Genomic DNA, 24,221 nt, shown 5'->3' with positions numbered 1-24,221 from the left:
ACGGTAAACAGCCGCGCAGCAACAATGACAATTTTCTTACACGCCATTTGTGGCACTTATCAGGATGTGCTACACTGAACAGGCATCTTACACCATGCCCCCGGAGGCGGAACGTGGCGCGGGTCGTTGCGGTGGCGAATCTCAAAGGCGGCATCGGCAAGACGACGACGGTCGTCAATGTGGGCGCGGGTCTGGCGCTCAAGGGGGCGCGTGTTCTGCTGGTCGATACCGATGCCCAGGGAAACCTGGCGATGGCGCTGGGCGTTCATCCCCGCCGAACGCTCTATGATGTCCTGGTCGATGGCGCGCCGGTCGAACGCTGCATCATCGAAGCGCGTTCCGGTCTCGATCTTCTGCCGGCGGATGCCACCCTGCTCGGCGCCCAACCGATCATTGCACGCCGTCCCGATTGGAGCCGGGTGTTGTCACAGGCGCTCCAACCGGTCGCCGGAGCATACGATTTCGTCTTGATCGACTCGGCAGGCTCGCTGACGCCGCTCAATGTCAACGCCCTGGTGTGCGCCCACGATGTGATTGCCCCTACGACCGTCGAGCACTTTTCGGTGAAGAGCCTGGAGTTGCTCATGGCACAGATCGGACGTATTAAGGGCGGCGCCGGTCATGTGCGCATGATCATCCCGACTATGTACGATCCGCGGGTGCGGCAGTCTGGCGAATTGCTCGCTATGCTCCACGCTCGCTATGGCGACCGGGTGACGCCGCCGGTACGCGTCAATGTGCGGCTCTCCGAAGCGCCTGCGCTCGGAAAGACGATCTATGAGTACGATCCGCGATCCCGCGGTGCTATCGACTATGCGATGCTGGTCGAACATATCAGCCGGGCGTTCGGCTTCGCCGTGCGCCCGCAACCGCCAGCGCAGGCGGATCCCGCGCCCGTGCCACAACCCGCTGCTGCGCCATACCGTTCAGTTCCGACTGCCAATCCGGAAGTCTGCCCGCACTGTGGGCGGGCGCTGCAACACACGAGTCTGGCGGGCTACCGGATCAGTTACTGCGCCCAGTGCCGCTACAAAAAGCAGGAGTTGGTCAGGGATAGGCAATAGGTGTGAGGTGCGAGGTGTGAGGTGCGAGGTGTGAGGTGCGGGGTGCGGGGTGCGGGGTGTGAGTTCCCTGGTGGACGCCCAACCACACCATCGCCATCGTAGCGGCGCCCCTCGTGGGCGCCCAACCATACCATCGCCGTCGTAGCGGCGCCCCCTGGTGGGCGCCCTCCGCAATTCGCATCAAAAAGGAGTTATCGCATGGGAGTCGACGATTTTCGCGCCGAGACGCGCCGCTTGCTGGAACGGGCGCTGGAAGACGCACAACAGACCGATGAGCGCGAGGCGCTGATCGAGCGCTACACCGATGAATTGACCCTGCTCTACGGGCGTCACGCCCACGCTCTGCTCACCGAGGTGATCGAAGACGCGCGCACGCGCCTCGATGCGCGCCTTTCGCCCGACCCCATCCGCCAGACGATTGCCACGGTGCAGACGACAGTCCAGGATCTGTGGAACGCCCTCTGGGGTCCAGGAGACATTCGCCGGTGATCGTTCAGATAATCCGGTGAACCTCGATAATCTGATCGTGCCCTGGTCCTACCGACACCATCCCCAGGCGCGCGCCGACCAGTTCACAGAGACGTGCAACATATGCGCGCGCTTCAGCGGGAAGTTGATCGAATGTGCGCACCCCTGCGGTGGACGTCTGCCATCCGGGAAGATCCTCATAGATCGGTTCAACCTGCCCCAAAATGAATGGGTTTGCCGGCGGGTAGTCGAGTTCGGTGTCGTGGCGCCGGTAGCCAACGCACACTTTGATGCGCGGCAGGGTATCGAGCACGTCGAGCTTGGTGATCGCCAGCGTGTCGATGCCATTGACTCGCACCGCGTAGCGCGCCATGACGGCATCGAACCAGCCGACCCGTCGGAGACGACCGGTAGTGGTGCCGACTTCCGCCCACGGCGTTCCCAGTTGACGCAATGTTGTTGCCGTCTCGTCCTCGATCTCGGTGGGGAATGGTCCTTCTCCCACACGGGTGGTATAAGCTTTGCAGACGCCAATGACCGACGACAGGCGGGCAGGCGGAATGCCGCTGCCCTGGCAGGCGCCTGCCGCGCCAGGCGGCGATGATGTGACATACGGGTAGGAGCCGTGATCGATGTCGAGCAGGACGCCCTGAGCGCCTTCGAGCAGCACCGGCAGATCGCGGTCGAGCGCACGCTGAATGATCGGATAGACATCGGTGACGTGACGTTCCAGTTTACTCCCATACTCCAGATACTTCAGGAACGTCTCGTGGAGCGAAAGGGGTTGCGCGCCGTACCATGTCGTCAGCATTTTGTTCTTGATCTCGAGCGCCAGGCGTAGACGCTGGAGCAGCGTTTCTTCGTGCAACAGATCGCCCATGCGAATACCGATGCGCATCATTTTGTCGGCATACGCCGGACCAATCCCGCGTCCGGTTGTGCCGATTTTCGCCTCGCCACGCAGCGATTCGTCGAACTTATCCTGGAGAATGTGATACGGCATGATCACATGGGCGCGATCACTGACGAAGAGTTTGGCAGTCGAGATGCCGCGCGCTTCGAGATTGGCGATCTCTTCCAGCAGGACGGCGGGATCTACGACGACGCCGCTGCCAACAATGTTGACAATCGCCGGGTCGAAGACACCCGACGGCACGATATGAAGTTTGAAGGTCCCATGGCGATTGACGACGGTATGACCGGCGTTGTTGCCGCCGCCGTAACGAATGACAAGCCGCGCGCGCTCGGCGAGCATGTCAACAATATGCCCCTTGCCTTCGTCGCCCCATTGGGCGCCAATTACTGCGACGACCGGCATTGGCGAACTCCCTTCTGTCCTGTTGTGAATGACATGTGTTATGATAAGCGTCACTACGACGATACATATGGCAATCGTCCGGCGAACTTTGCAGCGCGCCGCTCTCACTACGGCGACACGTTGCGTAGCGGCGCTATGGCGAAGTCCGGCATCCGGCAATGCGCCCTGCCAGGATTCCTAGCGCTGCCCGTCAGGCAACTGCATCCGTCTCATCGGCACAGACGCCTTCCGGTGCTATTATAGCCGGGTTTCGGGCTTGTGCGCATGCCTGTCCGTGTGGCAGGCATTGCCTGCATGGTCGCCAGGGTTGTGTTGGCGTTCGTGTACGAAAGTGCAGGTGATCCATGGATATCGCAGCCGTTACGATTATTATCCAATTGATCTTTCTTGAAGGCATTCTGTCAATCGACAACGCTGCCGTCCTGGGGGCAATGGTCGCACACCTGCCGAATGATCGCCCTATTACCTGGACCCCTGTGCTGCGCTTTCTGACGGCATGGTCGCAACGGGTTCTGGGGTATCAACGCGAAGCGGCGCTCAAAGTTGGCTTGCTCGGCGCGTATGTCGGGCGCGGGTTGATGCTGGCGTTAGCAAGTGTCATTATCCACGTGCCCTGGCTGCGCGCGATTGGCGCGGCGTATCTGGTGTACCTGGCATTCCATCATTTCGCCGAACTGTACCACGCTCATCGCGCCGAAGCCGGGCACGACCCAATCCCACGCGCACGCGGCGGGTTCTGGTCCACCGTGCTGGCAATTGAACTTGCCGACCTGGCGTTCAGTATCGACAACGTGATTGCAGCCGTGGCGCTGTCGGATGCATTCTGGGTTGTGATGACCGGCGTGGCGATAGGTATTCTCGTGATGCGCTTCGCCGCTACCATTTTCACCCGCATGATCGCCTGGGAACCGGCGTTGCAGACCGGCGCGTTTCTGCTCCTGCTGGCGATTGGCGCCGAACTGCTGGCGGAGGAGATGTGGCATGTGCATATCGAAGAAATGACCCAATTTGTCATCTCTGCCAGCATTCTGATCCTGACGGTGGTTGTGGCGCGCACGCCGTTGCGGGTTCCTGTCGCGCTGGCGGCGCGTCCGCTGATCTGGCTCTCCGCGATGATCCAGTTGCGTATCGAGGCGACGACGGCGGCGATGACAGGTTCGTTCCGCCGCAAGGAGCAGCCGACGGAATAGCGGCTATGGCGCCCAGATCGCCTGCACCGTCCCAAATGGCGCAGTCATATCAAACACGACATACCGACTGCCGCTTGCGTCTTCGATGGTGTAGTCCTGCGGCGCTCCGTTCAGCAACACACTGGTCGGTGCAGTCACGCCTTCCGGCAAGGGGATGCGCACGCGCATACGCTCTCCTGATCCAGTCGCCTGAAGTTCGACGCCGCCGCTCATCCGCCGCCAACGGTAGGCGACATAGCCGTCCGAGGCGGCATAGCGCGCAATCGCCTGCACGCCATCCACATCGCGGGTGAAGATCCAGCGCGGGCTGAGGACGACATCGCGGTACAGCGCCGCGCGATCTTCGATGCCCGCTGCGCCTTCCATCAGCGCGCCGAGCATCGCCGATGCGCCCCATCCGTCGGTCGGCAGCGTGTCTGCGCCGGAAATCCCCGGATTACCCGCCGGATAGTACCAGAGATAGGTCGCGCCAGTGCTGCTGATCAGAAAATAGTACCGGTGCAGGATCTCAAAGGCGTAGCGTTCGGCGCCATACCGGAATGCGCCCCGCGCCAGTTCGCCGCCGACGAGCGGCATTAACCCGCCATTAACATATTCGCCAGGACGCTCGCCGGGACGACCGGCAAGCCCGAAACTCCCTTCTGGAAATGGCGGATCGATGCTGTACCACTCGGCGAATGTCGCGCCGCGCTGCAATCCGCGCCGGAAATATTCATCGACGATAGCGCGCCCCTGATTGTGGCGCAACACGCCGCGATTGAGCGCATAGGCGTTCGACAGGCTGAGTTGCGCCGCTTCATCGACACCCGGCGTATCGAACGGCGCCAGCGGCACGAAATGGGTGAAGAAGCGTCCATTCCAGCTCAACGCATTCAGTCGGTCCATGATCCCGTTCGCCTCGGTGCGCCACTGCTGCGCGCGTGTTGGGTCGCCAACCCGCTCCTCGATGCGCGCCAGCAACTCGAGAGCATACGCCAGCCCGGTGTTGTCGCCGTGGAAAATGCCCCAGATCGTCTGGTCATCAATCCAGTGACGCGGCGCCGGTTTCCCCGTCGTCGGATCGGTTGTCGTGGGACCGTAGGAGAAATCCCAGGTATCGATCGTGTAGGGGCGTTTGATGAGACCTTGTTCTGTATCCCAGCGCAACGGATCACTGGTGGCGTAACGCGCGGCGCGCCGCATGGCATCGAGATTGGTGCGCAGCCAGGCATCGTCGCCGGTCATTTGCCAGGCTTCGTAGACCGCCTGAATGAACAGATACTCGACATCCGCCTCGACCTCCTTGCGCAGAGAACGCATAACTCCCAACTCAGGGTGCGCCAGAAAATCGGGAAAACTGCCATCGGGACGTTGCGCTCGGCGGAAGGCGTCGATCATGCTGGTGACGTCGGTCTCGAAATAGCGAAACCCACGCGCCTGATAGGTATGATCGCGCAACCAGAGCAGTGGATTGTCGGGTGAGCGATACCCGCGCACCGGAACGCCATCGAGAGCGTATTCCAGCACGCACTGCTCCATAAAGCCACGGATCATCGGATAGAGCGCATCGAAGCGTTCCTGACCGGTCACCAGCGTGGTCTCGGCGTCGAGGGTGTACAGACGGCTTGCACCGCCGGCAATTGCGCCGTCGATGATCAGCAGAGCGCTGTGGACGCCGAGCGCGCCTCCTGGCGCCACCTCCACACCCCCCACGCCATTCGCCACGACAACATCCCAACGCCCGATCAGGCGCGCGCGCCCATCATAGAGGTGCAGTGCTGCGCGCCCGGTGTAGCCTGCAACAGACACCTGAACGCGAAGCGGCGTCAGCGGCGTCGCGCCCGACGGCGCCATCAGCATAGCGCGCCACGACGAGACGGGCAGGCGCGCAAGATCGGACGGCGGACCATCCGCCCATCCCGGCGGCAATGGACGTGCAGACGGACCTTCTGGAAGCAGCGCTATCATACCGCGCTGATAGACCTGCGTCGGCGCCCCGTCGAGCAGGATTGGCGCACCAATCGCTCTTCCCAGGGCTGCCTCGCCGCCGGAGCGCCCCCAGTAATCGGCAAACACATCGGCGGTCGGCAGAACGGTTGCAATCGGCGCAGGTGACGACTGTGGCGTCTCAACAGGCGATTGCTGCGGCACGGAACAGGAGGTGGCGAGTAGAACGATGAGGAGCGGAAGAAGATGTTTCACGACGATGTCCGAGAACTGAGCACTGAGAACCGAGAACCAGGAGCCGGAAACTGAGAACGACTGCGAGTTCCTTCCGTAAGAATCCGTTGTGATCCGTATCTCTCCGCGCACTCTCGCTCACCATGCTCCTGACGCGCGCCGCTCTCCTTTAATACCAATGACGATTAAAGATGCCGCATGCGTGTCATTCCGAGCCCTTCGCTTCGCTCAGGGTAAACGCAGCGAGGAATCGGCGCGGGTCGCGCACGACCCCTCGCGCTGATCGGGGTGACCATGCCGGATGGTCACAGGGAATTGGTATAAGACGCTCAACTCCCTCTTTCACGTTCAACCTGCCCCCTTCTCGCCCCTTGCCGCTCGCCTGATCGATCAGGTTCCGCGCATTGTATCACAGGTCGCCTCGAACCCTGCCGCCTGGTAGAACGGAGATTGCAGAACGCCTTTCGGCAACAATCGCACCAATCAAAAGAATCATCAGGGCGTCATCGATCCAGAGCATACGTTCACACTCCCCATCGCAATCAGGCTACTCATCCTGGAGCGCAAAACGTCTCTAGAGCGCAATGGTTGCGAAAACATTACATTTCGTCAAGACGCCTCTACCCAAACTGCTGGATCATGGAGTATCATACAATGGTAGAGGGATGACTCCGCCTTGAACGCGGCAGGTCATCCCTCACGTGTAATCGCCTCTGACACAACTGATGCGGGACGCGCCGCATCGCAGCGTTTCGCCACCCCCCTGGCAACGCTGTACGGCTGGCAGAGACGCAATGATGCGCATACGAAACATCGGCAATGTCGCCGACGTGCAACGTCAGCACAAGTTTAAGGAGGCTTTCCCAATGCGTATCGAGACAAATCGCGCAATCGCGCGCTATGTCGCCGAAGCCGTGTGGAACCAGGGTCGGCTCGATGTTATCGACGAGGTGTTTGCTCCCGGATTTGTCAATCACGATCCGTCTGCGCACCAGGTGCGCAACGCCAAGGCGCTCAAACGCTGGATAGAGCGTCTGCGCATCGCATTCCCGGACATGCACATGACAATCGAAGACCTGATCGCCGAACACGACCGCGTGGTGGTGCGCTGGAAATGGACAGGAACGCACACAGGTTTCTACGGATCGATTCCGCCAAGTTACAATGCCGTCACGCTCCACGGAGTAACGATTGAGCGGTTTGTGGAGGGCAAGATCGCGGAAGCATGGTGGAGCTACGATGGTTCAGCGATGATGCTCCAGATCGGGGCGTTTCCTGTAGCGATGGAAGCAGGACGCTAACGATGGCGCGTCGTGCGCCATCAGAACGAGCAACCCCAGCGCGCTCAGGGTGGTCACGAACATGATTGCCGACGCCAGGGTCCACCAGGAAACGGTGTTGGGCCAGACCAGGAGATTGGCAGCCTGAGCAATGGCCAACAACAGAATAATCCTTCGGATAGCATGTGGAGGAGCACCAACGGCGGCGCTGGCGATCAGCGCCGCTACGGTTATTGTGACCATGTACTGTGGACTAAAGACCCGGTTGAGCAGCAGGAAAGCGGCTGGCATTAACGCCGCCAGCGCGATGAGACGCCACGCCGGTAACGGTGATCGGAGTGCGCTGAGCATTAAGCCTGCCAGCATCGCTCCTTGAACGGCAACAGCGACTCCCAGGAACCATTGTCCGGTCTCGACTGCACCCCACGGCGCCGGCAGGCGCAACCGGTGCTCCGGCGTACTGATCAGGAGCGCCAGGAACCAGAGGCTTTCACCGGTGATGGCGCGCCCACCCTGGAGCGTGTACGGCGCCAGAAAGCGGCGCCAGTCGATCAGCGCAAATGGGATCGATGTTGCTGCCACTGCAATGAATCCGCCAGCCGCAAACGCCAACAGCGCAAACGGATGGCGGGAACGCGCCCGCTCCAGTCCAAGCGCCAGCGCGAACGCCGCCAGCCAGGGGGTCCATTTCAACGCACCGCCGATGCCAAGCGCTCCACCGCTCCAACCCATGCGTCGATGCGCGAATGCCACCAACCCAAGCGCCAGCAACGCCGTTGGCAGCGCGTCGTACTTGCCGTGCCAAAAGGGGAGCAAAAGCGGCGACAGTGCATAGAAGCACGCCGGCGCCGCAGCATTGTCACCTGCTTCCGTTGCACGGCGCTGCGCACCGATCTGCCAGATTGCCCAGACGATGACCAGATCGGCGGCGGTGTTAACGAGCGGCAATGCCAGCGCGAAGAGTTCGCGGCTGCCAGGCAGCGCCAGCAATGCCCAGGGTATCAGAGCGCCAGACGGATACTCGACAATGGGCAGACCGAGTTCCAGCGTGGCGCGCCCGTAGTTGTAGAAGAGTTCAACATCTGGGTCACTGCCGATCTCGCCGCTGAGCAATCGTGAGGCCAACGCCAGCAGGCGAACCGCCAGCGCGATTCTCAGCAGATCGGTGAGCGACCAGAGGCGTCCGACAGCACTCCATGTTCCCCACACGACGAGCGCCGCCTGCGCTCCGATGACCGGCACAACCCACGCCCCACGCGCAATGCCTGCGACAACGAGTGCATCGAGCGCCACCCCGCCGAGCGCCGCCAGCCACGCAGGTTCTCGCCAGGTTACTGGTTGTTGTGGCGGCGCGCGACGTTCTGCGCGAGCGAACAGCAGCGCTGCGCTCCCCAGCAAAAGCGCGTAGATCGGCAGGAATGGCGCGATTTGCGTCGGCAGCCAGCCCCAGAGCGCGCCACACACCCCAATCATTGTCAGCGAGATGGCGGTTTGTCTTGCAGGGTGCGCCACACGACGCCCGACACGCACAGCCGCAAGACCAATCGCCAGCAGCGCCAGAGTATGCTGCACCGACGGCAGCGCCGGTGCACCCAGCGGCCTGGCGCGCGCCAGATACACAAGAACGCCAAGATTGCGGCGATCGTCGGCGGGCTTCCAGGTATCGCTCTGGATCGTCAGGCGAATGGCATCCCCGGATGGAAAACCGGGCGGATGCAGAAAGCGGTAGCGCCGGGTCGCATCTGCTGGCGCGACCTCAACCGACACGCCGGCGATCAAGAGTGTGACAGACGGTGACGGCGCATAGGGTGGACGGGGCGCCGCCATGACCACATCAACGATGTACAGACCACCATACCCGGCAGCGGCAAGCGTCACACCGGCGTGCCCATCCGTCCAGCGAAACGACCCATACCCATCGCCTTCGCGCGTCTCGAAACCGCGGGCGCAACCGACATCCTCGCCAGCGCCAATGTCGCAGAGTGGCGGAGCGGCGACAACAGTCGCACCCATAGCAACCAGCAGCGCTGCCAGGGCGATTATGAGGAGAGAGAACCAGGTGAAGCGCGGTACGTCACGCACGCAGGAAGTCTCGCACAACAATGCGGTTTCGGAGAACGCCGAGACCGGCGGCTTCAAGTTCGACCAGATCATCGGGTTCGATCCACGGACCCTGCCCATCAGTCGCCTCGAGGAGCGAGCCGCCGATCGCGCCACAGGCAATGATGTCGCCGGGATAGAGGGTGCAATCCTGCGAAGCAGCAGCAGCCATCTGCGCAAAGGTGTACGCCAGATCGCGGAGGTTGCCGCGTGACTGTTCGATGCCATTGACACGAGCGATCAATGTGAGATTGAAATGCCCGCCATCAAGGGTGTACTCATCCAGTTCATCCGGTGTGGCAAGCCAGGGTCCGAGCGATGTGGCGGCATCCTTGCTTTTGCTGAAAGCGAACCCTGCGATCAGTTCTTCGTGCTGAACGTCACGCGCCGTCCAATCGTTGAGCAACACGTACCCGGCAATGTAATCATTCGCCTCATCGAGAGGAATATCGCGCCCTGCACGACCAATAACACACGCGACTTCGAGTTCGTAATCGAACGCTGTGGTGCGCGGCAGCGGTATCTTCGCGTCGGGACCGTAGATAGCAGCATGGTTGCCGAACGCGAAGATTGGGCGTTCGTACCAGTAGTACGGCATGCCACCGCCATGCAGACGGGCAAGCGCAGCCATATGCCGCTCGCTCGCCTCGAAGCAACGCAGACTTGGGGGTCGGGGCAGCGGCGCCAGCAGGTGCGCTTCATCGAGCGGGATGAGCATCTCGACACCACCAATCGTCAACGGTCCATACCGTGACGTTTCCATTCCCTCGTCATCGGCGCCGCCGATCTGATCGATCACCGCCGCCACAATTTCTGCCGCCCCATCGAGACCCATCCCATCCGGCATTCCTTCCAGCACATCGAGCAGGCGCCAGGGAGGCGGAGGCGGATCGTCGAACACCAGCGGCGCGGCAGCTGCCAGGTCGATGATGGTGTCGCCAATCACTACCCCGACACGCGGTTGCCTGTCGATAAACTGAAAGGTGACCAGGCGCATGGTTTGCTCCTTCGATGCACAGTGTATCGATCATAGCCGTCGCCGGTATGGGTGTCAAATCGGGGCGAGATGCGTGAGGAGTTGCAGGTGGGAAGGTTGAACGTTGAAGGCGGGGCGGTCGCGACGTTATACCAATGACGATTGAAGATGACGCATGCGTGTCATTCCGAGCGCAGCGACTTGTCATTCCGAGCGCAGCGACTGGTCATTCCGAGCGCAGCGACTGGTCATTCCGAGCCCTTCGCTTCGCTCAGGGTAAACGCAGCGAGGAATCGGCGCGGGTCGCGCACGACCCCTCGCGCTGCTCGGGGTGACCATGCCGGATGGTCACAGGGAATTGGTATGATACGATACGTCTGTAAAGAAACAGTGACAAGGAGTTCCCTGTGTCTCACGCGCACCGACCGATCATCGGCGTTCCCTGCTTGCTGGGCATCGCGCACTTTGCCCAAAACGACGCCTGGTTTCCCAAAATCTACGGGAACGTTATCGAGTACCTCCACGCAATCGAGGCAGCCGGAGGCGCACCAATGCTTATCCATCTCACGACGAACGCCGAGGTGCTGGACCGGCTCTACCGGCAGATCGACGGCTTGCTCCTGGCCGGCGGCGAGGATATCGATCCCGCACGCTACGGCGCTCCGCGTCACCCGAAACTGGGTGATCCCGATCCCTTGCAGGACGATGTCGAGATCACGTTGACACAACGGGCATTGCGCGATGGAAAACCGGTGCTGGCGATCTGTCGTGGAATTCAACTGCTGAATGTGGCGCTTGGCGGGACCCTGTACCAGGACATCCCTTCCGAAGTGGAAGGCGCGCTGAACCACAACGAGTCGACCGATCGGAAGGATATGACATACCTGGCGCATCCCATCGTCATCGAGCGCGACTCGCGCCTGGCAGACCTGCTCGGCGTCACCGAGGCGCCGGTCAACACGCTTCATCACCAGGCGCTCCGCGACGTTGCGCCAACGCTGCGCGTGACTGCCCGCGCCCCCGACGGCATTATCGAGGCGGTCGAACTGGAATCGTCAGAATGGGTCATAGGGGTGCAGTGCCACCCAGAGATGCTATGGAACGGCGCCGATCCGCGGTGGGCGCGGGTGTTCCAGGCGTTTGTACAGGAAGCGGGAATGCACGTTGAACATTGAACGTGCGAACGTCCCACGTAACGACGTTGCACGGCATTGCACCGCACCGGCGCACGTTGCCGGGGCGACGGCGGCAGGCGCACGCACACGTGCCTCTGCGCCCTCTGCGCCTCTGTGGTTCCCGGCGCACGTTGCCGGGGCGACGGCGGCAGGCGCGAAGGCGCACACGTGCCTCTGCGCCCTCTGTGCCTCTGTGGTTCCCGGCGCACGTTGCCGGCGCGACGGCGGCAGGCGCGAAGACGCACACGTGCCTCTGCGCCCTCTGCGCCTCTGTGGTTCCCGGCGCACGTTGCCGGGGCGACGGCGGCAGGCGCGAAGGCGCACATATGCCTCTGCGCCCTCTGCGCCTCTGTGGTTCCCGGCGCACGTTGCCGGGGCGACGGCGGCAGGCGCGAAGGCGCACACGTGCCTCTGCGCCCTCTGCGCCTCTGTGGTTCCCGGCGCACGTTGCCGGGGCGACGGCGGCAGGCGCGAAGGCGCACATATGCCTCTGCGCCCTCTGCGCCTCTGTGGTTCCCGGCGCACGTTGCCGGGGCGACGGCGGCAGGCGCGAAGACGCACACGTGCCTCTGCGCCCTCTGCGCCTCTGTGGTTCCCGGCGCACGTTGCCGGGGCGACGGCGGCAGGCGCGAAGGCGCACATATGCCTCTGCGCCCTCTGCGCCTCTGTGGTTCCAACGGCAGGTGAAACCGCGCTCTGAACCATCATCTGCCGTCCTGCGGCGGTTTACCGGCGATCAGGTTCTCCAGCGCCGGGGTCATTTCCTCGCGGGTGATGCCGCCCTCATACCGCGCGACGATGACGCCATTCGCGTCGATCAGATACAACCATGGTTCCGACTGCAACCCCCAAGCAATCATTGGGTCGGAAAGCCCCACATTGCGCTCTTCCGGTCGTGGAGCGCGCCCTTCCTGCGACAGTTTCTGGAACACCGCCGTCTGCGCCTCAAACGACTCGCGGAACGGGTAGCGAAACACCTCGACGTGGATAAAATTGATGCGGTCGCCATAGATTTTCTGCAACTGCTGCATCACGCTCAGGCTTGGGGCGCACACTGCGGTGCGGCAGAAGGCAGGTGTGGCGAAGAGCAGCGCCGTCGGCTTGCCATTCTGCAACGCTTCGTCGAGGCTGATCTGGTACATCGAAAGGTCTTCGACGCGCCCCGACGACAGGCGCGACGGATCCGGCACATCGCGGACGGTTGGCGTCTTCACCGAAATCGCCCGATCACCCACATTTGGAACTTCTGAACGCTCCTTGACCTCGAGGCGCAATCGCGCAACGTTCGGTTCCGACTGACCGCTGAGGGTGGTCTGCACTTCTATCCCCCAATTGCCAGCCCGGTCGAACGTCGGATAGGCGACATAGATCGCGGCTGGCAATCCCTGTCCGTAATAAACCGCATCCGTCTCGATTTTGACCGGTGAACTCGTGTCGTTCAGGTCAAAAAAGCGCAGGTGGATCTTCGCCCCCGGATCATTGACCGGAGAACCGTTGCGCACCAGCCCGAGCGCAATGCGGTTCGGACCGACAACCGCTTCGGTAAAAGCAAAAACCGGCGTCACCGGACTGCCAGAGCGAACCGATTGCTGTTGACCGCATGCAGCGATCAACAGCGTCGCTACGAGAAGCGTTAACAGTCTATAGCGCATACCTATTCCTCGCTATTGCACATCGAAAATATCATCCACTGCGACGCCGAAACCGTCGAGCAATTTTGAAAGCGCGCGCTGACCTCGACGAAAGACGCCGTGCGGCGTGTACGCTTCTCCTGCAAGCGCCAACACCGTCACCGTCTCATCGAGCGGATTGACAATCCAGTATTCGGGGATGCCTGCCTCGGCATAGTCGCGCACTTTCTCTCTGGTATCTCGCTCCGGTTGGTCGGGACTGACGACTTCAACCACGAGATCGGCGCCGAGCCAGAAGGCGTCCTGATAACGCGGATCGTCGGCAGACTGCAACAACACAATATCAGGTTCACAAAACTTGCCAGGTCGCAGGCGCAACCGCAGCGGCGCCGCCAGCACTTTTCCTCCCGTTGGCTGCACTGCCGCTTTTAGTCGTTCATACAGGAGGAGCAGCATCGTCTGATGGCGGCTGGTGGGCATCGGCAGCACCTCGATAGAACCGTCGACAAACTCGATCAGGTGGTTGGTCTGTTCGGTAAGACGCAGATACTGCTCCTCCGTCCAGAGAGCCTGAAGCGGCGCGAGATCGACTTCCAGCCCGTCACTGTGGGTTATTCTCAACGAATCGGCGTGCGCTTCGACCGTCATACGGCTCCCTCACTCATCGAATCGACAGGACGGCCACACCGGGTATAGTACCACTTTCAGAGGGAGTATCGCAAACGGGGGTAAGGGATTCTGAGAACCAGGAACCGGGTTTCTCGCCTCGCGCAACGTTCAACCTTCAACATTGCAAGACGTTGCGGTGCAACGCCTCTCCTTGCAAACCCTCTCGCCTCTCCTCTCGCACCTCGCGCCTCACCTGCACAGATCCCATTCTTGTGGTAGGATTCTTGAAAAGGAGGAAAATCGTGCATCTGGCAATCATTGGTGCGGGAATGGCCGGTCTCAGCGCGGCGCGCGAACTTCGTCAGCGACATCCTGATCTCTCCATCACAATATACGAGAAGAGTCGCGGCGTTGGCGGGCGTGTGGCGACGCGCCGACGCAACGGGTTCGTGTTCGACCATGGCGCACAGGTCATCAAAGCGCAGGACGAAGACATGGATCGCCTGTTGCACACCGGGCTTCCAACTGAAGGATTGCGCCATATCACACAACCGGTGTATGTCTTCCATGCCGATGGCACGATCGTCGAAGGCGATCCAACGCTCAATGCCGAACCCTCCCGGTTCTATGCCGCCGGTCTCAATCAGTTGGGAAAACTGCTTGCCGCCGGACTCGATGTGCGGCGGGAAATACGGATTGCTGCGCTGCGCCACGAAACGGGGACAGAGCGCTGGATGCTGTTTGATGCCAACGGCGCGCATGCCGGAACCGCCGACGCGGTGCTGCTGACGCCGCCGGCGCCGCAGACGGCGGAAATCCTGGCAATGAGCGAGTTCGATCCGACATTGCGCGACGCGCTGGTGCGAGAACTGATCCGCGTGCCGTATCGACGCTGCCTGACGCTGACTCTGGCGTATGACCGACCGATTGAGCGACCGTTCTATGCGCTGGTTAATGTTGATCGGCAACATCCGGTGGCGTGGCTGGCGCTCGAACACACGAAGGGCACGGAACGCTGCCCGCCTGGACACAGCCTGTTGATCGTTCAAATGTCCGGTCATTTTAGTTTGCAACAGTGGGATGCACCGGCCGAAGAACTGGCATCCGCCGTGATAGAGATGGTCAGCATGGTGCTTGAGGAGGATCTCCGCCGTCCAATGTGGTATGATCGTCAGGGATGGCGCTATGCTTTGCCGGATGGAGTCGCAAAGGCGGACATGCTCAATAGCACGCAGACCGGATTGTTCTTTGCGGGCGACTACGCTGTCGGGCTAGGGCGCATCCACCTGGCGATCAAGAACGGTCAGGAAGTCGCTCGCGCAATTGACGCCTGGCTCAATCGATAACGGAGTTGCCTTATGTCTGTTCAAAACACCAACCCGGCAACCGCGCCATCGGCGACGCGATTCCCCTGGCGCGCCTTGTTTGTTGGTCTTGGCATTGCGCTGGCGCTTGCAGTGCTCGCCATTCTGAGTCAGGGAAGCAGCAGTCCGGTGGCGCCACGCGGCGCCAGCATGCTCATTCTGGCGCCGGCGGCGTTTCTTGCCGGTGTGTTCAGTTTTCTGTCCCCCTGTACCTTGCCAATTCTGCCCGCCTACTTCGCCTTCACATTTCAGGCGCAGCGCGAGCGGATCGTGGTCATGACCATCGCGTTCTTCCTGGGGTTGGCGACGACCATGGTGCTGCTCGGTGCGACGGCGACGGCGCTCAGTCAGGCGCTGTTTCGCAATCTTGAGGCGCTGACCTTCATCGGCGGATTGATCGTTATCGTCTTTGGACTCCTGAGCATGCTGGGAAAAGGGTTCAGCGGCGTGCAACTCCTGTCGCGTCCTTCGGCAAGCATTGCCGGCTCGTACCTGTATGGCGCGACCTTTGCGCTTGGATGGACGGCGTGCGTCGGTCCGATCCTGGGGGCATTACTCACATTGCTGGCAACGCAGGGCATCGCTATTTTGCAAGGGGCGGTGCTCTCGTTCATTTATGCGCTTGGTCTCGGCACGCCATTGATCATTGTGGCAACCTTTTTCAGTCGCCTTGGCGCCGGTTCGCCGTTCTGGAAGGCGCTGCGCGGGCGCGGGTTCAGCCTGAGCATCGGTGGCTATCAACTGCACCTGCACACCACCAGCCTGATCAGCGGGGCGCTGCTGGTCATCATGGGATTGCTGCTGGCAACCGGGCAACTGACCGCGCTGAGCGAGTGGGCGCAGCGCACGCCATTGGCGCAGTGGGCGCTGAGCCTCGAACAATGGGTGCAACGTCTCTTCTTTGGTCAGTAGACGACGCAGCAGGACGAAGGGATTTCCTGATGAACGATCAGCCTGACGCGGCGGGATGTGTCGTCTATCGCTACGACGAACGCGGGCAGCCGCTCATTCTGTTGATCCACGACCAGTATGGCAAATGGACGCTGCCCAAAGGTCACCTCGACGACGGCGAGAGCGCCGCAGAAGCGGCGGTGCGCGAGGTGCGCGAAGAGACTGGGATGACCGGTGAGTTGGGGGCGTTTGTCGGAAGTGTTACGTATATGGTTCAGAAGAAAAGCAAGCCGTATCGGAAGCGCGTTGACTTTTTCCTGATGCACGCCGACGGTGGGGACGCTGTGCCAGAAGCGGAAGAGGGGATCAGCGCCGTCGCCTGGTTCCCTCCCCATGAAGCGCAGATGCGCGTCGGATACCATCAGATCCGCGACATCATTGTCCGCGCCACGAAGATAATCCCGTCACCGTGACTACTCTCTAAGATTTTGGGCTGTCAAAGGAGGGCGCCGCATATCCGGTCGATAGCGCCTGAGCGTGGTGGTTCTCGATCTCCCGCGCGATGCGGGCGCGCCATTTCAGCAAGATGGCTACAATCGCGGCGGCACAACCCCCGTCTGATTCTGATATTTGCCCGCTTTATCGGCATACGACACAAGCGGCGGTTCGTCGCTTTCCAGGAATAGCACCTGCGCAATCCCTTCGTTGGCATAGATGCGCGCAGGCAATGGCGTCGTATTCGAGATTTCGATGGTCACGTACCCGCACCACTCTGGCTCAAGCGGCGTCACATTCACAATGATGCCGCAGCGAGCGATGGTGCTTTTCCCCAACACGATGCAGAGCACATTGCGCGGAATGCGGAAGTATTCGACCGAGCGCGCCAACGCGAATGAGTTCGGCGGAATGTCGCAGTAGTCGCCGCGAATATCAACGAAGGAGCGTGGATCGAAGTGCTTGGGGTCCACCAGGGTGTTGAACACATTCGTGAACACCTTGAACTCATCGGCGACGCGCATGTCGTAGCCGTAGGACGATAACCCATATGAAATGATACCACCGCGCACCTGTTCGGCAACAAACGGCTCGATCATACCATATTCGCGCGCCATTACCTGTATCCAGCGGTCGGACTTGATCGTCACAACGCCTCCTCCTTGCACGAACAGTCTGCCATTGGCGCTGCGCCTCCCGGCAGAACGTATGAATGCGACATTATACCAGAGGTGTGCAACCTTGCTCTACGTCTCTCTGTCGCACCGAGCATGCCGGCAAGTCGATGCATCGGGTCTCTGTGTTAATCTTCTTCTAATGGGATCATTGTATAATTTGAGAGTGTATCTGAATAATCGAGGAACCAACGTTGTTGCGAGCGAAGCAATCTCCCTGCTGCCGGTTGCAGCCTCCCGCCAATGATATGCACGTGGGAATGCGATGAAGCGGGATTGACGCTCATCGAGCTGCTGTCGGTTGCAGCCCTCGCCGATGATGTGCAAGCCGATTGGAGATTCCACAACGTGAGCATAACCGATGGCGAATGCACCAACAGGGCGCCGACGCCTCATACCACGTGTCTTCACCGTCCATGTATCGACTCTCCCAGGAGGCGTTTATCCTATGCGATCAACTCATGCGCTTTCACTCGACCCATCCTATATCGACACCCTCAGCGCTTTCAGTTTCGCAGCATTCTTCCAGGATCAGAAGAAGACCCTGCACAGCCGCAGCATGATGCTGGCGCTGAGTTACCTGATCGAAGACTATGCCGCCGCAGCACCGGAGACGTGCCTGATCGCAACATTCCAGCGCTTCTCCCATTACCGCCGTCAGGCGCATCGCTATCACCGCTTTGCGCCACAGTTGTCACAGGCATTTGTGCTGGGGTTTCCCGATGAGCCGCCGCCCGACGTGCCAGGCGTCACAACGATTGCTCTGGCAGCGGAGTGGCCCCTCGTGCACGAATGGACGGTCATTGCTTGGGGACCAACGATCGCAGCGGCGCTTGTCGCTTACGATGAGGATCGGTGCGCGCCCTACCGCGCATCCCGTCGTTTCCAGGCGGTCTGGATAGTGAGCTTTGCGCAGATCGAACCGATGATGACTGCGTTTTACCACGCGCTCGGTCAATCAGCGCCGGTTGTGACGCGCGATGCCCTGGCGACACAGCGCACGACTGTGGTGATGCAAAAAGAACTGACCGCGCGATTGCGCGCGATCAGGCATTGATAATCGTGTGCGTCTCTCCGGCGCGGGCAGCGGCAGCGCTTGCTCTCTTTGAGACATTAATCCGCTATGAGCCGCAAACCTCGCGCTTGTGGCGCGGATTGCTCAAGCGATAGCGTCCAGGGCGAACGATTTCTGTCCGTCTACGACACACAGTATGCCACCCAGTCCGTGTACATTCGTCTCGTGTGCATCCGTGTTCTGTTATACCAATGACCCGTGAACATCCGGCGTTGTCACCCCGAGCAGCGCGAGGGGTCGTGCACGACCCGCTCAGATTCCTCGCTGCGTTTACCCTGAGCGAAGCGAAGGGCTCGGAATGACAAGCATGGCTGCGCTCGGAATGACACGCATGCGGCATCTTCTGCGCCCTCCTTTCGCCGTGCGACTATGTATTGCCGCTTTTATACCAATGACCCGTGAACATCCGGCGTTGTCACCCCGAGCAGCGCGAGGGGTCGTGCACGACCCGCTCAGATTCCTCGCTGCGTTTACCCTGAGCGAAGCGAAGGGCTCGGAATGACCAGCATGCGGCATCGTCAAGCGTCATTGGTATTACAGATTTACAGATGTGAAAACCCTCTAACGATAGATCTCGCGCTGGCGGCTGCCGAACAGAAGCGCAATGCCGATGCTGATCAGCACCAGTGGCCACAGGAATCCAGCCAGGTGCGCCGACGTCATCAGCAGCAGGCCCATTGTGCCGAGCACGGCGGCAGGAACGAACATCCAGCGCATGCCTGGCGTCGTTTGTAGCAGCGCCAGGATCGCAAATGTCGCCGCCAGACCAAGGAACAGGACGCCGCCAACCGCCTGATCGGGCAGCACCTCGGAAAATGCCGCAGTTGCAGCAACACTGAGCAGCGCGCCTCCCGGAATAAGCGCCCACCAACGAGTATGATTCATCAGGACAATTGACAGGAACCCCAGGCTCAGCATGCCGAGGAAGATGGCGCCTGTAAAACCGTCTGGCAGCCAGGGGAGCAGTTCCTCAGCGCCAATCGTCATCGCAATCCCCAACAGTGCGCCTGCGGGAATGGACGCCCACCAACCGGCATCGCTCTTCAAAAAGACGTAGAGAAAAACGGCGCCGCCTGCCCCGAACGCTACAGCCCACATCAGTGCACTCAGGAAACTCAGCACGCCAACGTTCTGCAACAGGCTCAGCACCCCAAAGAACACGAGCAGCATGCCGATGATCATTGCATTCCTTGAAACACGCGGTTCCATCGCGCCCTCCTTTCGCCGTGCGACTATGTCTTGCCGCTTTTATACCAATGCCCTGTGACCATCCGGCATGGTCACCCCGAGCAGCGCGCGGGGTCGTGCGCGTCCCGCGCAGATTCCTCGCTGCGCGCGGAATGACCCGTCGCTGCGCTCGGAATGACCAGCATGCGGCATCGTCAAGCATCATTGGTATCACCTCTCGCCTCTCGCCTCTCGCCTCTCACCTCTCACCTCTCACCTCTCGCCTCTCGCCTCTCGCCTCTCGCCTCTCGCCTCTCACCTCTCACCTCTCGCCTCTCACCTCTCACCTCTCACCTCTCACCTCTCGCCTCTCGCCTCTCATACCAATGCCCTGTGACCATCCGGCATGGTCACCCCACGCCGCGCGAGGGGTCGTGCGCGTCCCGCGCAGATTCCGCGCTGCGCGCGGAATGACCCGTCGCTGCGCGCGGAATGACCCGTCGCTGCGCTCGGAATGACCAGCATGCGGCATCGTCAAGCGTCATTGGTATGACCATAGCATAAAGCGTTCTGTGGATCATCTGTCGAACCGCCAGACTCATATCTGACTTTTGACAGAGGCAGAGATGGATGGGATTGATCCTGGTCACTGTTGTCATGCTTAGCGGCATGATATGGCTGAACTACCTGAGCCTGCCCCAGCCGCGCGACAACTTTCCGCCCGTGCCTGGCGCAGACTGTCGCGCCTTCCAGACGCATTGCTTTGATCTGCACGGGAATGGCATGTTCGCACGACATCCTGGCAGAGTCCTGATCTCTATGAGCGGTTACGTTCTCCCGCGTGTCATCATCATCTGGAGCATCCTCGCGCTCATCCACAATGTCGCTGTTTGTGCAGGCGCAGTGTCGGGCCTGCTCCCGCGCGCTCCATACGCGCCGCTGCTGAACCATCTGCTGCATCCGTTTTTGTGCTACGCGCTGATCGCCCGGTTGCAGCGACGCGACTTCCGGCGATACTGCGAAAGGGTCCAGGCACGTTCAGACCACAGGCTCAGCGCCCTGAACCGTTTCGCTGAACGCTCGCCCTTTTCCAGCAAGAAACTGCCACGTTTGGCGATCGGATCTTTCCGCAAGCCTGGAACCGATAGGGTATCATGATTAAACAAGCAGCACAGGGAGGACTGCAACGGCGCAGAAGGCTCTCCCGTACAATGGCGTACCCGGCGCATCCCCATCGTCTCAGTCTTCGACCCGCCCCTTCACGTATCGCTGATCGCGCCTGCCTGGAACGATACGCAGCGCAGTTGCAGTCTGCCTCAAAGGAGGTAGAGACCATGGCAACCTGGCTCGAACGATACCGCAAGGGACAACACGAACAGGTCTGGAACGAAATGATGGCGGCTGGCGAGCGCATTCGCAATGAACCGCTCTTCTCCGACGCGCTGGCGGTTGCGCGCGAAACAATGCGGCGCGCCAGAGACAATGTTGAGGTGCTGCGGGCACGGCTCGAGCGCATTGGCTACCGCTTCGCCTTCCCGGCTGAAGCGGTCAGGCCGCCACGTCCCGACGTTCATCGCTGCATCGAAGAACTTGAGCGCCGCGTCGGACCAATGCCGCTCGCCCTGCGGGCATGGTACGAAATCGTCGGATCGGTCAACTTCATCGGATACCATCCACAATGGGCGGAGTACTCCTACACCGATCCAATGGTGGTTGACCCGATCGACATGGCGTTGGAAGAGTACAGCATCTGGCGCGAGGCGTGCCGCGAATTTGGCAGAGAGGCGATGGGACCCTACCACGCGCCGCTTGCGCCGGATTACTACCATAAGACCGATATTGCCAGCGCTCCCCACCGGTCGGTGGTGGTGTACCGGATTATTCTGCCGAACCCGGCAGCCGATGCGCCGGTGCGCGACGAGCCGCACCACACGACGTTCGTTGATTACCTGCGCACCTGTTTCCGCTGGGGCGGCTTCCCAGGGTTCGAATACACCGACGAGCGTCCCGCCGATCTTGCGCATCTGGTGAAGGGGTTGAAGGCAATCTAGGAAAGGTGGAAGGCGGGAAGTCGTTGCGCGTTGAACATTGAACGCGCGAACGTTGAAGGCGGGAAGGTGCAAGGGTACGAGTTCCGGTCGAGACGTTGCGGTGCAACGTCTCGATCTGTGTGTCGTCGAGATGCGTGGCAGTGAGTCGATCAACAAATATGGCACGCCGGGTTCTTGACAACGAGAGCGTCTCTCATTGCCCGTGCCGCTGAGGGTCGATTCGCGCAGACTTTCAGCGAACGGCTAAGAGTTGCAGATCGGCGATGGGACGTTTACACTATGTCATACCAATGACCGGTGCACATCCGGCATAGTCCCCCCAAGCAGCGCGAGGGGGTCGTGCGCGACCCGCGCCGATTCCGCGCTGCGTTTACCCTGAGCGAAGCGAAGGGCTCGGAATGACCAGCATGCGGCATCGTCAATCGTCATTGGCATCATAGAGCAAGCAGCACTTCTGGATACGCCTGAGGCTATGGCAGCGCTCATCCTTCACGACAAACGCACCATTGAAACCTATCTGCGCCGGAATCCGGCGTTGCATGTTTACGAGTTGGGCGATCTCGACGATTTCTTCTGGTCCCGCACCATCTGGTATGGCTTGCGGGAAGGCGACCACATCCAGGCGCTGGCGCTGCTCTACACCGGAGGCGATCTTCCCGTTCTCCTGGCGATGGCGCCCCCACCGGCGACGGCACTCGCGGCATTGCTGGCTCAGGCGATGCCACTGCTTCCGCCACACTTCTACGCGCACCTGTCGCCCGAAGCGCGCGATGCGCTCACCTCGCACTACATCCTCGAACCTCACGGTCCACACCTGAAGATGGCGCTGACAAACCCGGATCGTCTTGCGGGCATCGACACCAGTGTGGTTGAACGCCTGACATCGGCGGCAACCGATGAACTCCAGGCGCTCTACGCGCGCAGTTATCCGGGAAACTGGTTCGACCCGCGCATGCTGGAGACCGGTCAATACTTCGGCGTGCGCGATGCCGACGGCGTGCTGCTCAGCGTCGCCGGGGTGCATGTCTACTCAATGGAGCAACGGGTTGCGGCATTGGGCAATATCACCACCCTGCCATCAGCTCGCAGTCGTGGGCTGGCGACAATGGCAACTGCGGCGCTCTGTCGTTCGCTGCTGCGCACCGTCGATCTCATCGGTTTGAATGTGCGTGCGGACAACACTGCCGCAATCGCCTGCTACCGTCGCCTCGGGTTTGACGTTGTGGCGGAATACGAGGAGCACCTGCTGCATTATCGGGGATACTGACGAGGAGTGGCGCGGGCGGGGCGACTCGAACGCCCGACCAACGGTTTAGAAGACCGCTGCTCTATCCACTGAGCTACGCCCGCACGACGATCACTATAGCACACGTTCGGTGCAGCGACAAGCCTGAAAGGAGGTACAGGGCGCAATCCCAACAGTGCATCTGGCAATGCTGGCTGTCGGGCGCGCCGGTCGTCGGTTGGCGCATCCGAACCCGGATGCGCATGGTGCGAGACCGATGCGCGCAGTGCTCGTCACCTCGATCCGCCGCCATCCGCCCTATTCGCGCGAATCCGTGTCCCATCTCCACGCCAGCGCTCGCTCGGTTCGGTTGGCGCATCCGAACCCGGATACGCACGGTGCGAGACCGATGCGCGCAGTGCTCGTCACCTCGATCCGCCGCCATCCGTCCCATCCGCGCGAATCCGTGTCCCATCTCAATGCCTGGACTCAAAAGGAGGCCAAATGATGCAATTCAAGATTGGTCTTGCAACTCTGGAGCTGATCCGCGGCAACATTGTCGAGCAGGACGTCGATGCGATTGTCAACGCAGCCAACGAAACGCTCGCGCCGGGAGGCGGAGTATCTGGCGCGATCCATCGCGCCGCCGGACCAGAACTCGCAGAAGCGTGTGCGCGTATCGGCGGCTGTCCCACAGGAGAGGCGCGCATCACTGCCGGATACCATCTCAAAGCGCGCCATGTCATTCACGCTGTTGGTCCGCGCTACAGCGGCAACCCGCGCGACGCCGAACTCCTCGCATCGGCGTACCGCTCGTCGCTGCTGCTGGCAGAACAACACGGGTTACAGCACATCGCGTTCCCGTCGATCAGTACCGGAATCTACGGCTACCCGCTCGACGAGGCCGCGCCGATTGCCCTGGCGACGTGCCGGGATGTGGTGCAGAGCCATTCTGAGATCAGGCTGGTGCGCTTCGTCCTGTTCGACGAAGAGACCTTTCAGGCTTACGTGCGGGCTGCACAGAACCTTGGATTGATACCCGTCGATTGATGACATCATCGCCCGCCATCAAGAGACGAACGACGCGTTGAATACATAAGAACCAAGACGTCCGCGCCTGTTTGCACATCGGAGGGAAGGAGTGCTTGCGTATGTATACACACCTGGTGGGTGGAAGAACCAAGACGTCCGCGCCTGTCTGCACATCGGAGGGGTGCTGGAATGACGTATCCCGCACATCCGCCCCCAAACCATCCCCTGAATATGGTACGATAGGAGTGAGCGTCGCAACGCGCGCGCTGGCTGACT

Annotated in this window: 20 protein-coding genes and 1 tRNA gene; 12 read left to right on the top strand and 9 right to left on the bottom strand. The window is 61.0% G+C overall.

The features are described 5' to 3' along the window. Positions 1-113 precede the first annotated feature (113 nt). Together RCAS_RS02300 and RCAS_RS02295 are read left to right on the top strand one after the other, a co-directional pair. Positions 114-1,064: a ParA family protein gene (locus tag RCAS_RS02300; RefSeq protein ID WP_011997980.1), complete on the top strand. Its 951-nt coding sequence runs from the start codon at positions 114-116 to the stop codon at positions 1,062-1,064. Positions 1,065-1,262: 198 nt separating this feature from the next. Next, complete coding sequence (locus RCAS_RS02295) at positions 1,263-1,553, top strand: hypothetical protein (RefSeq protein ID WP_011997979.1); 291 nt, start codon at positions 1,263-1,265, stop codon at positions 1,551-1,553. A gap of 4 nt (positions 1,554-1,557) precedes the next feature. Here RCAS_RS02295 and RCAS_RS02290 read toward each other — a convergent pair whose 3' ends face one another. Beyond that, a complete protein-coding gene (locus RCAS_RS02290) occupies positions 1,558-2,850 on the bottom strand; it encodes an adenylosuccinate synthase (protein ID WP_011997978.1) in 1,293 nt (430 codons plus the stop codon). Positions 2,851-3,194: 344 nt separating this feature from the next. On the opposite strand from RCAS_RS02290, the gene RCAS_RS02285 reads away from it, so the two are divergent. Beyond that, entirely contained in the window at positions 3,195-4,040 is an 846-nt protein-coding gene (locus RCAS_RS02285) for a TerC family protein (RefSeq protein ID WP_011997977.1), read from the top strand. A 3-nt stretch (positions 4,041-4,043) separates the two neighbouring features. On the opposite strand, the gene RCAS_RS02280 is transcribed toward RCAS_RS02285, so the two are convergent. Next, positions 4,044-6,221 carry a glucosidase family protein gene (locus tag RCAS_RS02280; RefSeq protein ID WP_041331441.1) on the bottom strand — a complete coding sequence of 726 codons (2,178 nt, stop codon included), beginning with the start codon at positions 6,219-6,221 and terminating at the stop codon, positions 4,044-4,046. 845 nt (positions 6,222-7,066) lie between these two features. Here RCAS_RS02280 and RCAS_RS02275 point away from each other — a divergent pair. Further along, the gene (locus RCAS_RS02275; RefSeq protein ID WP_011997975.1) at positions 7,067-7,501 is read left to right on the top strand and encodes an ester cyclase; all 435 of its coding nucleotides are present in this window, start codon (positions 7,067-7,069) and stop codon (positions 7,499-7,501) included. On the opposite strand, the gene RCAS_RS02270 is transcribed toward RCAS_RS02275, so the two are convergent. Both RCAS_RS02270 and RCAS_RS02265 read right to left on the bottom strand, forming a co-directional pair. Beyond that, a complete protein-coding gene (locus RCAS_RS02270; protein ID WP_232280132.1) occupies positions 7,445-9,634 on the bottom strand; it encodes a glycosyltransferase 87 family protein in 2,190 nt (729 codons plus the stop codon). The two genes, RCAS_RS02275 and RCAS_RS02270, sit on opposite strands and share 57 nt — an antisense overlap. Then, a complete protein-coding gene (locus RCAS_RS02265; RefSeq protein ID WP_011997973.1) occupies positions 9,555-10,577 on the bottom strand; it encodes a fumarylacetoacetate hydrolase family protein in 1,023 nt (340 codons plus the stop codon). Before RCAS_RS02265 ends, RCAS_RS02270 begins: the two co-directional genes overlap by 80 nt. A gap of 386 nt (positions 10,578-10,963) precedes the next feature. On the opposite strand from RCAS_RS02265, the gene RCAS_RS02260 reads away from it, so the two are divergent. Beyond that, positions 10,964-11,731, top strand: coding sequence for a gamma-glutamyl-gamma-aminobutyrate hydrolase family protein (locus tag RCAS_RS02260; protein ID WP_011997972.1), 768 nt, complete (start codon positions 10,964-10,966; stop codon positions 11,729-11,731). A 704-nt stretch (positions 11,732-12,435) separates the two neighbouring features. On the opposite strand, the gene RCAS_RS02255 is transcribed toward RCAS_RS02260, so the two are convergent. Together RCAS_RS02255 and RCAS_RS02250 are read right to left on the bottom strand one after the other, a co-directional pair. After that, a complete protein-coding gene (locus tag RCAS_RS02255; RefSeq protein WP_011997971.1) occupies positions 12,436-13,383 on the bottom strand; it encodes a TlpA family protein disulfide reductase in 948 nt (315 codons plus the stop codon). A gap of 12 nt (positions 13,384-13,395) precedes the next feature. Further along, positions 13,396-14,010: a Uma2 family endonuclease gene (locus RCAS_RS02250; RefSeq protein WP_011997970.1), complete on the bottom strand. Its 615-nt coding sequence runs from the start codon at positions 14,008-14,010 to the stop codon at positions 13,396-13,398. Between the two features lie 263 nt (positions 14,011-14,273). On the opposite strand from RCAS_RS02250, the gene RCAS_RS02245 reads away from it, so the two are divergent. The 3 genes from RCAS_RS02245 to RCAS_RS02235 are packed head-to-tail and all read left to right on the top strand — an operon-like array spanning position 14,274 to position 16,699. Then, on the top strand, positions 14,274-15,317 hold the full coding sequence (locus RCAS_RS02245) for an NAD(P)/FAD-dependent oxidoreductase (RefSeq protein ID WP_011997969.1): 1,044 nt from the start codon (positions 14,274-14,276) through the stop codon (positions 15,315-15,317). 12 nt (positions 15,318-15,329) lie between these two features. Beyond that, positions 15,330-16,247 (top strand): cytochrome c biogenesis CcdA family protein, encoded by a 918-nt coding sequence (locus tag RCAS_RS02240; protein ID WP_011997968.1) that lies wholly within the window; start codon positions 15,330-15,332, stop codon positions 16,245-16,247. A 29-nt stretch (positions 16,248-16,276) separates the two neighbouring features. Continuing rightward, on the top strand, positions 16,277-16,699 hold the full coding sequence (locus RCAS_RS02235; RefSeq protein WP_011997967.1) for an NUDIX hydrolase: 423 nt from the start codon (positions 16,277-16,279) through the stop codon (positions 16,697-16,699). Between the two features lie 117 nt (positions 16,700-16,816). Here RCAS_RS02235 and dcd read toward each other — a convergent pair whose 3' ends face one another. Next, entirely contained in the window at positions 16,817-17,371 is a 555-nt protein-coding gene (gene dcd / locus RCAS_RS02230) for a dCTP deaminase (protein ID WP_011997966.1), read from the bottom strand. Positions 17,372-17,843: 472 nt separating this feature from the next. Between dcd and RCAS_RS02225 the strand changes: the two genes are divergently transcribed. Next, positions 17,844-18,452: a DICT sensory domain-containing protein gene (locus tag RCAS_RS02225; protein WP_011997965.1), complete on the top strand. Its 609-nt coding sequence runs from the start codon at positions 17,844-17,846 to the stop codon at positions 18,450-18,452. 579 nt (positions 18,453-19,031) lie between these two features. On the opposite strand, the gene RCAS_RS02220 is transcribed toward RCAS_RS02225, so the two are convergent. Then, positions 19,032-19,679: a hypothetical protein gene (locus tag RCAS_RS02220; RefSeq protein WP_011997964.1), complete on the bottom strand. Its 648-nt coding sequence runs from the start codon at positions 19,677-19,679 to the stop codon at positions 19,032-19,034. A 1,292-nt stretch (positions 19,680-20,971) separates the two neighbouring features. Here RCAS_RS02220 and RCAS_RS02210 point away from each other — a divergent pair. Both RCAS_RS02210 and RCAS_RS02205 read left to right on the top strand, forming a co-directional pair. Further along, positions 20,972-21,688 (top strand): hypothetical protein, encoded by a 717-nt coding sequence (locus RCAS_RS02210; RefSeq protein ID WP_011997962.1) that lies wholly within the window; start codon positions 20,972-20,974, stop codon positions 21,686-21,688. Between the two features lie 472 nt (positions 21,689-22,160). Beyond that, entirely contained in the window at positions 22,161-22,955 is a 795-nt protein-coding gene (locus tag RCAS_RS02205) for a GNAT family N-acetyltransferase (protein WP_011997961.1), read from the top strand. Positions 22,956-22,962: 7 nt separating this feature from the next. On the opposite strand, the gene RCAS_RS02200 is transcribed toward RCAS_RS02205, so the two are convergent. Beyond that, positions 22,963-23,038: transfer RNA gene (locus RCAS_RS02200), tRNA-Arg, on the bottom strand. A 379-nt stretch (positions 23,039-23,417) separates the two neighbouring features. On the opposite strand from RCAS_RS02200, the gene RCAS_RS02190 reads away from it, so the two are divergent. Then, the gene (locus RCAS_RS02190) at positions 23,418-23,963 is read left to right on the top strand and encodes an O-acetyl-ADP-ribose deacetylase (RefSeq protein WP_011997959.1); all 546 of its coding nucleotides are present in this window, start codon (positions 23,418-23,420) and stop codon (positions 23,961-23,963) included. Positions 23,964-24,221 lie beyond the last annotated feature (258 nt).

The organism is Roseiflexus castenholzii DSM 13941 (assembly GCF_000017805.1).
Classification (GTDB): domain Bacteria; phylum Chloroflexota; class Chloroflexia; order Chloroflexales; family Roseiflexaceae; genus Roseiflexus; species Roseiflexus castenholzii.
Note: the sequence above shows the minus strand (reverse complement) of the source record. Positions and strands in the feature narration are given on the sequence as shown.